The organism is Nostoc sp. (assembly GCF_036917755.1).
Lineage (GTDB): Bacteria > Cyanobacteriota > Cyanobacteriia > Cyanobacteriales > Nostocaceae > Nostoc.
The window spans coordinates 1-15,383 of record NZ_JBALFC010000156.1 but is presented as its reverse complement, the minus strand read 5'-3'; the positions used below and the strand labels follow the sequence as shown (position 1 = coordinate 15,383).

At 45.3% G+C, this 15,383-nt stretch carries 8 protein-coding genes; 5 read left to right on the top strand and 3 right to left on the bottom strand.

All coding sequences use genetic code 11. The annotated features are described in order from the left end of the window. Positions 1 to 121: 121 nt before the first annotated feature. The 4 genes from V7L05_RS32960 (at position 122) to V7L05_RS32945 (ending at position 9,353) form a co-directional block, all read left to right on the top strand. Complete coding sequence (locus V7L05_RS32960) at positions 122 to 1,633, top strand: efflux RND transporter periplasmic adaptor subunit (RefSeq protein ID WP_335170487.1); 1,512 nt, start codon at positions 122 to 124, stop codon at positions 1,631 to 1,633. Beyond that, complete coding sequence (locus V7L05_RS32955) at positions 1,630 to 4,752, top strand: efflux RND transporter permease subunit (protein WP_335170486.1); 3,123 nt, start codon at positions 1,630 to 1,632, stop codon at positions 4,750 to 4,752. Before V7L05_RS32960 ends, V7L05_RS32955 begins: the two co-directional genes overlap by 4 nt. A 239-nt stretch (positions 4,753 to 4,991) precedes the next feature. Then, positions 4,992 to 5,972: a HEAT repeat domain-containing protein gene (locus tag V7L05_RS32950; RefSeq protein WP_335170485.1), complete on the top strand. Its 981-nt coding sequence runs from the start codon at positions 4,992 to 4,994 to the stop codon at positions 5,970 to 5,972. 243 nt (positions 5,973 to 6,215) lie between these two features. Continuing rightward, positions 6,216 to 9,353, top strand: coding sequence for an efflux RND transporter permease subunit (locus V7L05_RS32945; RefSeq protein ID WP_335170484.1), 3,138 nt, complete (start codon positions 6,216 to 6,218; stop codon positions 9,351 to 9,353). A 315-nt stretch (positions 9,354 to 9,668) separates the two neighbouring features. On the opposite strand, the gene V7L05_RS32940 is transcribed toward V7L05_RS32945, so the two are convergent. The 3 genes from V7L05_RS32940 to ldpA form a co-directional block, all read right to left on the bottom strand. Then, positions 9,669 to 10,970, bottom strand: a complete 1,302-nt coding sequence (locus tag V7L05_RS32940) for a glycerophosphodiester phosphodiesterase (protein WP_335170483.1) — start codon at positions 10,968 to 10,970, stop codon at positions 9,669 to 9,671. Between the two features lie 590 nt (positions 10,971 to 11,560). After that, on the bottom strand, positions 11,561 to 13,303 hold the full coding sequence (locus V7L05_RS32935; protein WP_335170482.1) for a R3H domain-containing nucleic acid-binding protein: 1,743 nt from the start codon (positions 13,301 to 13,303) through the stop codon (positions 11,561 to 11,563). Positions 13,304 to 13,387: 84 nt separating this feature from the next. Beyond that, positions 13,388 to 14,545, bottom strand: coding sequence for a circadian clock protein LdpA (gene ldpA, locus V7L05_RS32930; protein ID WP_335170481.1), 1,158 nt, complete (start codon positions 14,543 to 14,545; stop codon positions 13,388 to 13,390). A 214-nt stretch (positions 14,546 to 14,759) separates the two neighbouring features. On the opposite strand from ldpA, the gene V7L05_RS32925 reads away from it, so the two are divergent. Next, entirely contained in the window at positions 14,760 to 14,954 is a 195-nt protein-coding gene (locus tag V7L05_RS32925; protein WP_335170480.1) for an element excision factor XisH family protein, read from the top strand. The last annotated feature ends 429 nt before the right edge of the window (positions 14,955 to 15,383 follow it).

The window sequence follows — 15,383 nt, the reverse complement described above, 5'->3', positions numbered from 1 at the left end:
TTCGATAATAATTCAAAATTAAAAAGAGTTACATAAGAAGAGCAGCGCCTTGCGGGGGTTCCCTCCGTTGTGGCGACTGCGGGGGATTTCAACCCCCCACTAAAATCCACTGGAGGTTCTAATGAACCATGAAATTTCTAACGAGAGTTTGACTGAGAACAGGATAAAACCGAAGTTACCGCGATCGCCAAGAAAGATTATTTTGGTAATTTTGGGCGTGATGGTGCTGGCTGGGCTGGTTATTTTGGGTATCCATGCGGGTGCAGCCAAGACAGAGAAAACGGGAAAATCTGCCCGTAATAAGCAGCAAGTGACACCTGTAACTGTGGCAATGGTGACACAAAAAACGGTTCCGATCCAATTGCAGGCGATCGGCAATGTGCAATCGGGTTCTACGGTATCGATTACGCCCGAAGCCAGTGGACGGATCATTGGAGTTTATTTCAAGAAAGGTCAAGATGTGAAAAAGGGACAACTTTTGTTTACCCTGGATGACCGATCGCAAGCTGCTGCAATCCAGCAAGCTCAAGGAACTGTCGCCAAAGACCAAGCTTCGGTACAACAAGCAAGAGCTGGATTAACTAGAGACTTGGGTCAGGTAGACCAAGCTAGGGCGACTTTAATCAAAGACCTAGCCTTAGTGCGACAAGCCCAGGCGACTTTGGCCAAGGATCAAGCACAAGCAGATTTTGCTCAGGGACAGAGCGATCGCTATGGTGCATTGTATAAGAAGGGCGCGATCAGTTTAGATCAAGCACAGCAATACGTTTCCAACAGTAAATCGGCTACAGCAACCCTGCAAGCAGATCGAGAAGCGATCGCTAATGCTCAGGCTGTTTTGAAAAGCGATCAAGTGGCGCTGACTAATGCTCAAGCTGTTGTCAAGGGCGATCAAGCTGCGATCGCTAATGCTCAAGCTGTTGTCAGTTCTGACCAGGGAGCATTAGACAATACCAAAGTGCAATTATCTTACGCCAAAATTTATGCGCCGATTGATGGTCGCGCAGGCAATATTTTGGTGACTCAGGGCAATGTGGTACAAGCTAACAGCACGACTCCACTTGTTACCCTGACTCAAATTCGCCCGATTCAAGTTGCTTTTTCCATTCCCGAAACAAATCTGCCCCAGGTACAAAAGTATATGCAGAATGGCAAGCTGAAGGTAGATGTGACGTTCCCTGATAATCAAGCTCATCCCATACCAGGTAATTTGACATTTGTCAATAATACGGTCGATAACACCACAGGGACAATTCAACTGATTGGCGACTTTGACAACACTCAGGGACATTTGTTTCCCGGTCAATTTGTGAATGCAACGCTGACGCTGACCGAAGAACCGAATGCAACGGTTGTTCCCTCGCAAGCCGTACAGAATGGCCCGGATGGACAGTTTGTTTTTGTAGTTAAGCCAGATATGACGGTGGAAAATGTTCCAGTTACAGTTAGTAGTAGCATTGATGGGCTAGATGTGGTTCAGAAAGGACCGCAACCAGGCGATAAAATTGTCACCGATGGTCAAGCTAATCTCGTTTCGGGTAGCAAAATCCGCATCAAAACAGCCGGCAATAACTCAAATGTAGAGAAGTCAAAAAGAAATAATTCCCCGAAGTCAGGCGGAGGTGAATCATGAACCTCTCAGAACCATTTATCCGCCGCCCGATCATGACGACTCTGGTAATGGCGGCGATTTTGATCTTCGGTTTCATGAGTTATCGTTTGCTGCCAATCAGCGATTTACCAAGTGTGGATTATCCCACAATTCAGGTAAGTGCCGCCCGACCGGGAGCCAGCCCCGAAACGATGGCAGCATCAGTTGCCCGTCCCCTAGAGAAGCAATTTTCAACTATTGCTGGACTCGATTCGCTCAACTCAACTAGCACTTTGGGACAGACTCAAATTACGCTGCAATTTAACCTGAGTCGGAATATTGATGACGCGGCGCAGGATGTGCAAGCAGCGATATCGGGAGCATCGGGGCAAATAGCGACGGATTTACCCAATCCTCCCACTTACAGCAAGGTTAACCCCGCCGATCAACCGATTCTCTACCTTTACTTGGATTCTCCGACTCTGCCGCTTTCTCAGGTAGACAATTATGCTGAGACTTATTTGGCGCAAAAGCTATCTACAATCAATGGAGTAGCACAAGTAGCTGTCTACGGTTCCCAAAAGTATGCGGCTCGAATTCAACTCGATCCGCAGCAATTGGCAACGCGGCAAATCGGGCTAGATCAGGTGGCGACGGCGATTCAACAGGGTAACGTCGATTTACCTACCGGTAGTCTTTCGGGAAATCACAAGAATTTTACAGTCCAAACTAACGGGCAACTCCAGGATGCGGCTGCTTATCGTCAGTTGATTGTGTCTTACAAAGATGGAATGCCCATCTATCTCAATCAACTGGGGCGGATTATTGACAGTGTAGAAAATGACAAGCTAGCAAGTTGGTACAACAACACCCGCGCGATTATTCTTACCATTCAAAGACAGCCCGGAACCAATACGGTGCAAGTCGTAGACACGATTAAAAAATTGCTTCCGAATTTGCGAGAGCAGATTCCGGCATCCGTGGAAATTGGGATTCTCTATGATGCATCTCAGTCAATTCGAGATTCAGTAGATGATGTCAGATTTACCTTGATTCTGACGATCGCTCTAGTTATCTTAGTAATCTTCCTCTTTTTGCGGAACCTCTCGGCGACGGTGATTCCCAGTTTGGCGTTACCCGTTTCGCTGATTGGTACCTTTGCTGTAATGTATTTGCTGCAATACTCACTAGATAACCTGTCGCTGATGGCGTTGACCCTTTCCGTGGGCTTCGTCGTGGATGATGCGATCGTCATGCTGGAAAATATCGTCCGTCACATGGAAATGGGGGAACGTCCGCTAGAAGCGGCGTTGAATGGGTCGAGAGAAATTGGTTTCACAATTCTGTCGATGACCCTTTCCTTAGTTGCAGTCTTCATCCCGATGTTGTTCATGAGTGGAGTCCTGGGACGATTATTTCATGAATTTGCGGTGACGATCGCAGTGGCAATTCTCGTATCTGGTTTTGTGTCTTTGAGTCTGACTCCGATGTTGTGCAGTCGTTTTCTGCGTCCGGCGGATCATGCCCATCAAAGTCGGTTATATCAAGCTTCCGAATATGTCTTCGATCGCTTCCTCGGTTTGTACGATTGGAGTCTCAAAAAAGTCTTAAAATATCACCGCACCACGATGATTTTATCTGGCTTTCTATTGCTGGTGACAGTTGGGCTGTTGGTGATCGTTCCCAAAGGCTTTATTCCTAGCGAAGATACCGGACAAATTACAGGCATTACCCAAGCAGCCCAGGATGCATCCTTTGATAATCTTGTCCAGCATCAGCAGACAGTTGCTAACCTGATCCGCCAAGACCCGAACGTGGATGCAGTCAACTCCAATATTGGGGCGGGAGCGAGTGGAAGTGGCGGTGGGGCAGCAGTTGCAGCCAATTCTGGTAGTTTGTTTATTCGGTTAAAACCGCGATCGCAGCGCCAGCTTAGTGCCGACGAAATCGTGCAAAATTTGCGAACCAAACTCGCCACTGTTCCCGGCATCCAAGTATTCTTACAAAATCCCCCAGCGATTCCCATTGGCGCTCAACAAAGCACAGGACTTTATCAATTAGCACTCCAGAGTTCAGATGTCAAACCCTTACAGGAGTATGTTCCTCAACTTGTGATCAAGATGAAGACCTTGACAGAACTCCAGGATGTGAACAGCGATTTACAGTTTGCTTCTAAGATTCAAATTGACATTGACCGCGATAAAGCCTCAACTTATGGGATCACGGCCGATCAAATCGAAAGTACCTTGAGAAGTGCCTACGGTTCCTACCAAGTGTCAACCATCTATGCAGCGACCAATGAATATCAAGTGATTCTGGAATTAGCGCCCCAATATCAGGAGGATATCAATGCTTTGTTGACACTATACATTAACTCCAGCACAGGAGTAGCAGTTCCTCTGAAGACATTCGCCAAACTATCTCAGGGAGTCAGCCCGTTAATGGTCAATCATAACGGTCGGATGAACGCCGCCACGATTTCCTTTAACCTCGCCCCCGGTGTGTCCTTGGGAAATGCCAACGAAGAGATTGAAAAACTGATTAATCAGGTGATTCCTGCCAGCATTACCACAAACTTTCAGGGCGCAAGTCAGGTATTTCAAAGTTCACTGCCGAGTTTGGGTTTATTGTTAGCGATCGCAGTCTTAGTAATTTATCTGATCCTGGGTGTTCTCTATGAGGATTTCATTCACCCGATTACGATTCTTTCCGGTTTGCCTTCAGCAGGTTTTGGCGCATTGTTAACGCTGATAATATTCCATGTCGAACTGAATGTTTACTCCTTCATCGGCATAATTCTTTTGGTGGGCATCGTTAAGAAAAACGGGATTATGATGGTGGATTTTGCCATTGAAGCCCAGCGAAATGAAGGGAAAAAACCCTCTGAGGCGATTTATCAAGCCTGCTTGGTGCGCTTCCGCCCGATTATGATGACGACGATGGCAGCCCTAATGGGAACTTTACCGATTGCGATCGGATTTGGGGCTGGTTCGGAATCCCGCCGTCCTCTGGGTATTGCAGTTGTGGGCGGACTGGTGTTTTCTCAGATATTGACCCTGTATTTAACTCCTGTGTTCTTTATATATATGGAATCATGGCGGAAAAAGCTCAGTCAAGTTAAGTTCCGTCGGGTATTTTCATTTTCAGGCGGGCGATCGTGATGTTCAACAAGCAATAGCAGTTTACAACTGACTGAGTTAGAGAATCTATCGCAATCCTAAATGAGTTGTAAAAATTAATTATTTTTTAAACGAACCGCAGAGGCGCAGAGGACACAGAGAGTTAAGAGATTTAAATGTAGTTACGCTTTCAGTTAACGCACCGTCAATAATTCAAGGTGCGTTAGCCTACGGCATAACACACCCTAATTCTGATTTTCTCAATTACGAATTAAACACTTATGTCAGATATTAAAGATGCATTAGACCGAATTAATTACTGGTTTCAAGAAAATCATCCAGTAAAGATTGCATCATTGGCATCAGGTTTAAGTCCATTGGAAATAGATAGTGTGTTGAGTACTCTATCTTTTAAAGTATCCCAAGAAGTTCGGGAAATTTATGAATGGTCAAATGGATATCCCAAATATGATTGTGCAGATGATTGGATATTTTATTATATGTTTCTTCTAAGTTTAGAGTCAGCAGTGCAAGAGGCTCAAGCTTGGGTAGAAGAACATGAAGAAATAGCCCTGATGTATAAGTATGCAGGTAAACCTGTCTTGCCAGTCTACATGTCGGATATCGAGTTTTTAGCAGTTGTCGCAATGGATGAGGAACAAACAACTTCTCCTGTAATTCATATCTCTGAAATTGCCGAAATTTCACTGCAATATACAAATTTAACAGCTATGATGTTGACTCTGGCAGAATCTTACGAGACTGGGGGATTGTTCATCGATCGTAAAGGTTATATAGAGAAAGATGAGAAAAAGTATGCTGCTGCATATCGAAAATACAACTCAGGAATTACAGACTTAGCTCTCGAAAGATTTCTGAAAACATTTCCTGAAGATTCCTCTTGGCAAACCGTACAACTACTTCATAACGACCTATATATGAGCAATACCTATCAAATAGAAATTCCACCAAGTAATCTGAAAACTAAAGTAGTTAATACTCTTGTTAATCTGCTGCAAGACGAAAAATATGATTCCGGCTTTTCTGTAGTACTAGTACTCGAAGAACTTCGAGCAGTCGAGGCATTAATTCAAGGACTTCAACACCCTAGCAAATGGGTTCGGAGTCGGGCAGCGTTTGCTTTAGGAAAAATCAAAGCGTTTGAGGCTGTGGAGTTTGTATCCCAGCTTTTAGAAGATCCAGATCCGGTTGTTCAAGAAGCAGTGAAGGAGGCGTTAGAGATGTTTAGAAATCAGAGATAGAGCCGTTGCACCCATCACACATTTATCAAACTCACGTTGAAATTATATATATTTCAACACAGTTCAGTTAAATATTTCTTCCTTCTCTTCCTTTGCGCCCTCTGCGCCTCTGCGGTAGCCTGCGGCAAGCCGCTCCGCGTCTACGTTTAAAAAAATTGACTTTGAGAAAGAGTTAAGTCTTAACCCAAGCGTATTGCTATTTAGCGATCGCATCCCCATCACATTTCTGGGAGAACAAAACCCATGAACCTTTCAGAACTCTTCATCCGTCGTCCAGTCATGACCACCTTGGTAATGATGGGTATCCTCATCTTCGGTCTGATGAGTTATCTACTATTACCCATCAGTGCGCTGCCCAACGTTGAATATCCTTTTATATCTGTCTCTGCTAGTCTCCCTGGTGCCACGCCCGAAACAATGGCATCTTCGGTCGCCGCCCCCCTAGAAAGACAGTTTACCGAAATTGCCGGACTCAATTCATTCAATTCCACCAGTTCAACTGGCAGCACCAACATCTCCCTACAATTTGACTTTAGCCGCAGAGTGGAAGATGCCGCCAAAGATGTGCAGGGGGCTATCTCAGCAGCAGCAGGACAACTGCCCGCCGGAATGCCTCACCCGCCCACCTACCGCAAAGTCAACCCGTCTGTCTCACCAGTTCTCTACCTCTATATGTATTCTGAGACACAGCCAATCTCGACAGTAGATGAATACGCAGAGGTAACAGTTGGTCAGCCAATCTCGATGATTGATGGTGTTGCTCAGGTACAGGTCTATGGTCAACAGCAATATGCAGTCCGCGTCCAGCTTGATCCGCGAGAGTTGGCATCGCGGGGAATTGGTCTAACTCAGGTAAAAACTGCAATTCAACAGGGAAATGTTGATTTGCCAACCGGCAGTCTCTCTGACGCTTACAAAAATTATACGATTCAGGCGAATGGTCAACTCACCGATGCTGCCGGCTATCGCCAGCTAATTGTCACTTACGCCAATGGTGCGCCCGTGCGACTCCAGGATTTGGGGCAGGTGATTGACAGTGAACAAAACGTCAAAGTCTCGAATTTGTATAGCGATCGCAAGGTGACAAACCGCCATTCTGTTGTTCTCGCTGTGCAGCCGCAACCGGGTGCCAACACTGTAAATATCGTTGATGCCATCAATGAACTTTTACCTACGCTCCGCGAACAAGTTCCCAAATCCATTGAGATGGGGATTATGTACGATCGCTCCCAAACCATCCGCGCCTCTGTCAACGACGTAAAGTTTACCTTGGTTCTCTCGATTTGTCTAGTTGTCTTGGTGATTTTCTTATTCTTGCGTGATGTCACTGCGACGCTGATTCCCAGTTTGGCGCTACCTGTAGCGATCATTGGCACTTTTGCCGTGATGTATTTGTCGGGCTTCTCCCTAGACAACATCTCACTGATGGCGTTGACCCTCTCCGTGGGCTTTGTCGTGGATGATGCGATCGTGGTATTGGAAAATGTCGTCCGTTATCGGGAAATGGGCGAATCTCCCTTAGACGCAGCATTGAAGGGATCAAAAGAAATCAGCTTCACCATTTTGTCAATGACCCTTTCCCTAGTGGCGGTGTTCATCCCGATCATGTTTATGAGTGGAATAATCGGTAAATTATTTCATGAATTTGCCGTAACGATCGCAGTGGCAATTTTGGTTTCGGGTTTTGTTTCCCTCAGTCTCACCCCCATGTTGTGCAGTCGTTTCTTAAGTTCATCCCATCAGCAAAGACCAAATCGGCTCTATCAAGTCTTAGAAGGGGGATTTGATTTCCTACTGCGGGGATATGATTGGACGCTCAAGCCGGTTTTAAAATTCCGCCTGATGACGCTGATTGGTTCTGGTATTCTGTTGCTAATGACCATCTATCTGTTCGTCATCGTTCCCAAAGGATTTATTCCTACGGAAGACACTGGACAATTAATGGCGAACACGAAAGCCGCGCAAGATATTTCTTTTGATGATATGCGGCGTCACCAGCAAACGGTTGTTGATATCATTCGTAAAGACCCCAACATTGATGCAGTTGACTCGATTGTGGGTGCAAGTGGCCCGAACGGTTCAGTCAACGGCGGGCGAATTACCATTCGGCTAAAACCACGCGATCAACGTCAACTCAGTGCTGACCAAATCATTCAAGAGCTAACCCCGAAGTTGAGACGTACAACTGGGATTAAGACATTCCTCCGCTCTCCGCCAGCTATTCCCATCGGTGGGCAACAAACTAATTCTACTTATCAGTTCACGTTGCAGAGCTTAAATTTGCAAGACCTGCGCCAATACGTTCCTAAACTTGTAGAAAAAGTCAAAACCCTACCAGGACTTCAGAACGTTGACAGCGATTTACAACTCAGCACTCCCCAAATCCAAGTCCAATTTGACCACAACAAAGCCGCAACTCTGGGGATTACCGCCCAACAAGTTGAAGAAACCCTCAGCGCCGCTTATGGTTCTAGCCAAGTTTCTACTATTTATACCCCAAATGACCAATTTTATGTAATCTTAGAAGTGAAACCAGAGTTTCAGCGAGATCCCAGCGCCCTATCGCTACTATATGTGCAATCGAGTACTGGAAAACTGGTTCCTTTGAGTGCGATCGCTACTATCACCCAGAATGTCGGACCACTTACCGTTGCTCACGTTGCTCAACTCCCCTCTTCGACTATCTCTTTTGACACCCTACCAGGAACGTCTCTAAGTCAGGCTACAGATGCCATCAAGCAAGCAGCCAGTGAGATACTACCCTCAACAATTACCACCAGTTTTCAGGGTTCAGCCCAGACTTTTCAACAGTCTTTCAACGATTTAGGTGCGCTGTTGTTGGTGTCTATTGTAGTAATCTATCTGATTCTCGGTATCCTTTATGAGGATTTCATTCACCCGATCACCATTCTTTCCGGTCTGCCTTCGGCGGGTTTTGGCGCATTACTAACGCTGCTGATTTTCCAGGTTGATTTAAATCTTTACTCTTTTATCGGCATCATTCTGCTAGTGGGCATTGTCAAGAAAAATGGTATTATGCTGGTGGACTTTGCCATTGAAGCGCAGCGAAAGGAAGGGAAAAATTCCTTTGATGCCATCTATGCCGCTTGTTTAACTCGTTTCCGCCCGATTATGATGACGACGATGGCAGCTTTAATTGGCACATTGCCCATTGCTTTGGGGACGGGGGTAGGTTCAGAAGCGCGTCGTCCTTTGGGGATTGCGATCGTTGGTGGATTGTTGTTTTCTCAGATATTGACTCTCTATCTGACTCCAGTGTTTTACATTTACATGGAGGGATTGCGGAAAAACCTTGGCCAACCTAAGTTTAAGTTTTCCCGCTTTTTCTTCAAAAAACCCAAGGTTCGCGGAGAATACTGATTTTCAAAATCGCCTACAACCTACTTCAAGAATCGAGGTTTCATATCATGTCCGCCAAATTACCCATAATAAAAGAACCCCACCCCCAACCCCTCCCCGCAGGCGGGGAGGGGAGATAAAGCACAGCTTTGGCTCTTTGGGGTTCTCCGGGTTTAATAAGTGATCAAGCGGACATAATATTAGTCCCCGTGAGGGGATTTTGTTAATAGAAACCTAATTGGGTGAGTTGGCAGTTAAACAAGTCATGGTTGGGGTTTCAGTCCCCATGAGGGGATTTTGTTAATGGAAACCTTGAAAGACTGGCACAATTACGAATTATTTAATGGGATTAGTGGATTTTTGGAAGCTCCCATACTCTAATACTTTGAGGCTTACGGGACGATGTATCGCTTGTTGCTTGGCAACGTATCCAAAATTAGCAAAGTCAGTAAAATAGCCATCTATTCCTAACTTAATGAACTGTTCAAACTCACGAAGCGGTTGCCCGTGGTAGTCAGGGGACAGAAAATATGAATCGCTGCGGAAGGTGTAAGGATGGAGTAGCAAGCCAGCATTATGAGCATCACTAACTAAGGAAGTTGGCTGTCCGAGGAACTTATCAGCATCGCTAATCTGCCCATCTCCATTAATATCAATCGGTTGACCTTGGTTATTCAATCGTGCAGAGGCAGGGACAATTAGCCGTTTGTCAGGGCCAATTCCAGTTGCGTAAGTTTTAACTTGGGTCAATCCTTTAGGAGTGATCAGATCAGCGTAGGTTTGAGCAACCTTGTGGTAAACAAAGTCATAAGGAGCGCCACTGCTATCAATTAACTGAATCAGAGGAATATCGACTCCAGCAGCAGGCATGATCTTATTTTTTAATTCTTTCAGATTAGAGACTTCAAAAGATTGAATAAAAATGCGATCGCGATTAGTGTAGCCGTTGGCAACCAAGCGATCAATTAGAAGTTGTGAAGTATTGACATGGATAGGAGTGCCATCTAAATATTTGCCAGCTTCTGCAAAATATGTTGGGTGCTTGGTTTCGGGATAGATACCAATTTTCCGACCAGTTTTTGCTTCGCTGCGTTTGGCAAGGTTGATAACTTCATCAAAAGTAGGGATTTGAAACACACCATTATACTTAGTATTCTGAGGACGAATATTGGGCAGGCGCTCGATTGCCCGCAGTTTCTTAATCTCAGCTAAAGTAAAGTCTTCTGCAAACCAACCTGTAACACGATTCCCGTCAAGGACTTTGGTTGTTAGACGTTTAGCAAATTCCGAAACATCGGCAACGTTTGTTGTCGCTTCTTGGATAGTAGGTTTCCCATGAGCATCGTAAACAATCTTGCCATTGTTATCTGTTTTCACTGTTGCCAATAGAGGTTCGTGGCGAACAATGAGGACTCCATCTTTGGTTACTACCAAATCAGGTTCAATGTAGTCTGCACCAAATTCAATTCCTAAGTTGTGAGAACCAATCACATCGCGCCCAAAATCTCCCACCGTATGTTCTGGACGATAACCAGTTCCACCGCCGCGATGACCGATTACTATCGGAGCTTGTCCGTATAGAGTATTTAGCTTGGGAAGCTTTGGGTTGCGGCTGTCAATAGCCTGAACAAAATTCATACTCCCTAGAATGACTGAAACAGATAATGCTAAAAAAAAGCAGAGAAATAATATATAACCTTTGAGCCGAAGCATATCTCAAACCTCGCAAATCTATGCTTTATAGTTTGAGAGTTCGAGGTTAAAACAAGGTTTACGAGAGTTTAACAAATTTTATAAGAAGAATTCAGAACTCAGGAGTCAGAATTCAGAATTGAATTGGAGTCCGACACAACGACCGGCTCAGTGCATCGCTGGGTAATGAATATTGGTTTAAAACCAAGCCGAATTATGAGCGAAAAAAATTAAAATATTCTCGCCTTAAAACTCTATTCCTGTCTTACAAAGTTCAGATCGGCGGAAGCCGCCGCTCCGACGCCAGTTGCTTCAAGTCGGGAAACCCGCCCAACGCACTGGCTCGACTTTGCGCTTTATGGGTACAGTATTCTGAATTCTGAATTCTGTATTCTGACTCCTGTTTTAGATTTTAAATTTTGGATAATGGAATTGAAGATTTAAAATCCAAAATCCAAAATCCAAAATTGTCTGACTTCCCTCTCCGCTATGCCTAATGGCAGGCTGACGCCAACGGAGAGGGTTTGGAGGTGAGGTTATGCCGGATAAATCCGCAATCTTCTATTTGGTTCTTCGCCAAAACTATGCGACTTGAGGCGATAATGTTCTACCAACTCATGTTGCATTTTGCGGACTTGGGGAGAACGCGGCAATAATTCCACTGGCTGTCCTTTCGGAATCACAATTTGCTCAACAGCAAGTCTAGCTTCTTCCAAGGCATCCATCTCATCATCGCTACCATTGTGCAAAAACAGTTGCAATTCTCGGTCGTCGGCCATCTCCGGGTCGTCGATGTTCAGCAGCCGCCGCAAACCACGGGTAATTTGGGGAATCGTGCTGGACTTAATCATGTGGATAGGTACATGACGGGCTTTGGCCATTTGGCGTAATTTGGCGTGGTTTTTGACGTGCGATCGCAGTGCTAAAATTGCATCTGCACTATCTATGTCTTTTGTCAATACCACGGGTAAAGTTAGCACACTAATTACCTGTTCAAGTTGGTGGCGGCTAACGCCATAGGGGTAAACGTGCAGTGGCAAATCTTCACCATTTGGCCCTGGCTGTCTGGTAGCAGCATCTAAATCAATGCTCTCAGAATAATTGAAGGATTCATCCAGCAAGCGATCGAACTCACTGCGTCCAGTCACCCGCTCTACTGGCAATTGCGGCAGTGCTACCATTTGTCCAGATGAACGCCAACCGTTAGAGCCATTAGAGGGTCGCGCCGGTGCGAAAGATTCTTCCACTGTCGCTAAGTGTCCACCGCGACCGTTGACAACAGCTAACTGCCTTGTAACAGCGACTTTGCCGTGATCATCAACGGTTCTCGTTTGTGGAGTAGCCTGACGCCCCCGCAGCAGATTATCTACTGAGTCAGCAACACTTTCGTGTACTGTCCAGCGTTGGCGTTCCAACATTTCCACCGCAATTTCAAAGGTCGGAGGGGCTTTACGCTCCAAAACTGTTTTTTGACTGCCCCGCCGTCTAGCTTCGTCGTCTCCCAGCGTCACAGCTTGGATACCCCCAACTAAATCAGCCAGGGTGGGGTTTTTAATCAGATTTTCGAGCTGATTCCCGTGGGCAGTACCCACCAACTGTACACCCCGTTCCGCAATGGTACGAGCCGCTAAAGCTTCCAATTCCGTGCCAATTTCATCAATGACAATGACTTCTGGCATATGGTTTTCCACTGCCTCAATCATCACCTGATGCTGTTGATTTGGATGAGCCACTTGCATCCGCCGAGCGCGACCAATGGCGGGGTGAGCAACATCACCATCCCCAGCGATTTCGTTGGAGGTGTCAATAATTACCACTCGTTTATGCAGATCATCCGCTAAAACACGGGCAATTTCCCGTAAGGCAGTAGTTTTGCCCACGCCTGGACGCCCCAGCATGAGAATCGATTTACCAGTTTCTACCAAATCGCGGATCATGCCAATGGTTCCGAATACCGCCCGACCAACGCGACAGGTCAAGCCAATAACCTTACCCGTGCGGTTGCGAATGGCGCTGATCCGATGCAAAGTTTGCTCAATTCCTGCCCGATTATCTCCGCCAAAGATTCCGACTCGTTGAATGCAATCATCTATCTGTTCTTGAGTAACGGGTACTTCGCTCAGATACTCAGCTTGATTGGGAAAGCGAGCCTCTGGGCGACGCCCCAAATCCAAGACCACTTCTACTAAACTATCTCGTTTGGGATGACTCTCTAGTGCTTGTCGCAGGTCTTGGGGCAAAATGTCTAATAACTTTTGGAGATCGTCTGTAATCGTCATGCTTTCTATGGTGACGTTTTTAGAGATAGCGAGGACATTTACGTGCAGGAGAATCCGCCGTGGGTAATTTTCCGTAACGAGCGATTAACGCTCCTGCTGTGACTTGATCTGGGAAACGAGAGAATGGGCAAGTTCTACAGCTTGCCAAAGTAATGTATCATTTTCTTCTAGGCGAACAGTCGCCTTTACATTGGTGTTACTTACCTCCTTATTCTCTAACTGTTCAAGAATTGGTGACAGCAGTACACGGGCGTAGCTACCGTAGGCGACACCAGAAATAGATGAGGGGGATGAGGGGGATGAGGGGGATGAGGAAGATTTTGCTCCCTCATCTCCCCCTGCTCCCTCTGCTCTCTTCAGCAGTCCCATTGTCTTTAACTTAGCAACGGTATAGCTATTAGTGCCGCCTGCTAACTGCACATATCCCGGTAACTTAGCTGCCAAAACTTTTTGCCCTAATTTCACCGCCGCCAAAGTAGTGCCATCGCCAATATCACCACTCATCGGACGACCGTCGGTTTGCCAAATTAAAGCACTGTTGAGCGGGGTAATCAAGTCATATACTGCTCTCAGGTAGTCAGTCATCCCCTCGCCATCGGGACAACTGATAGCTAGTAACTTTAGTTGATCGGCCCACGGTGAAATTGCTTGCCATAATTGCTCAAATTCTGCCAACCGCCCGACTTTTGTATGGATTTCTACGGCATCTACTCCCGTTGACATTACCAATGGCGCGATCGCTCCCGGCGTTGACATATATGAACTTGTATAAATTATATCATATGGACAAACTGGTATACAACGACCGCAGCCATAGCACTTTTGTGATAATACTCCCGAAAAGTCTTCTTTTATACTGTTAAACACGATTGCTTGTGCCGGACAAATCCGTTCACAGGGTCTAGGGCAGTCTGTAGGACACTCAGTAGGATTAAATTCTGCTTTCCGAAAATGTGGGTCTTCTCCATCGTTCAGGCTGACCATCAAAAAGGGTGAGTTGCCTTTGTAGTCAAAGCCTCGTTTTTGGGCTTCCCTAGCAAGAGTTCTGGCTACTTGTAGCGCTGCTTGCGCTGCTGCGATCACTGCTGGATCAGCTGCGACATCTATGCAGTCAGCGCCCGCCAAAGTATAGGCTAACGTTAAACTTCTGACTGCCGGCAAATGCTGGAAGCTGGCTCCGCAAATGAGCTTGAACCAGTGACCTTGTTTGAGAGATTGTAAAGGGGCGAACAAATCAGTCACTATTCTATTATGCGTTTATGCGACTAAAAATAGTAGTCTGTAATCAAGAAAAAATCCTGATTTCCTAATTAAGGGACTTCCAAGTAAAAAAATATCCAATTTTGGGATGCACACTGGTAGACAATTTTACCTGAAACTCAAGAGGAATTAACACAAGCGATCGCTCCTGCTGCTCAAGGGGAGTTTGTCCGTTAGGAAAATTCAACAGTAATTTATGCAGGCGTTGGACATTTTCCATGATGTAGTAAAACACGCTTTAGAGAAAGATGGTTGGCTGATCACCAATGACCCTCTCTTCCGACGTTTTGGTGAATTGGATATGTACATAGACCTTGGTGCAGAGAAAATTCTAGCAGCCGAACCAGACGAAGAAAAAATTGCTGTTCAAGTCAAAAGTTTTGTTAGTTGAAGAAGATCAACCCCAGACTCTTATATTTAGCAGTTCATTTTGATACACATCGTTCCTTTTTCACTTTAGAACTGCCGCGTCGTTCTTTTTTTTTACTAAGTGCATCCTTATGGAGAATTGATAGAAGAATAATAAATCCAATATCTGACGTTATTTATACTGAATAAATTATAGTGACTTCACATATTTTGACGAAAACAATACTCTTTAAAAAAACTATTTAGTTAGAGTATAAATAATAATTGATTATTCTCATGAATAAAAATTTTATTTATATAATAAGCTTTATTGCTTTATTGTTAATCATACTTATTGTTTTATATAACAACCTAAGGTATCCGCTCAAAATTTCGGGGTAGAGATTTATTCAGGTAGCCAGGACCAACCAAATGGGTTAGAAGAAGACAACTCTAGAATAATGTTACCCAA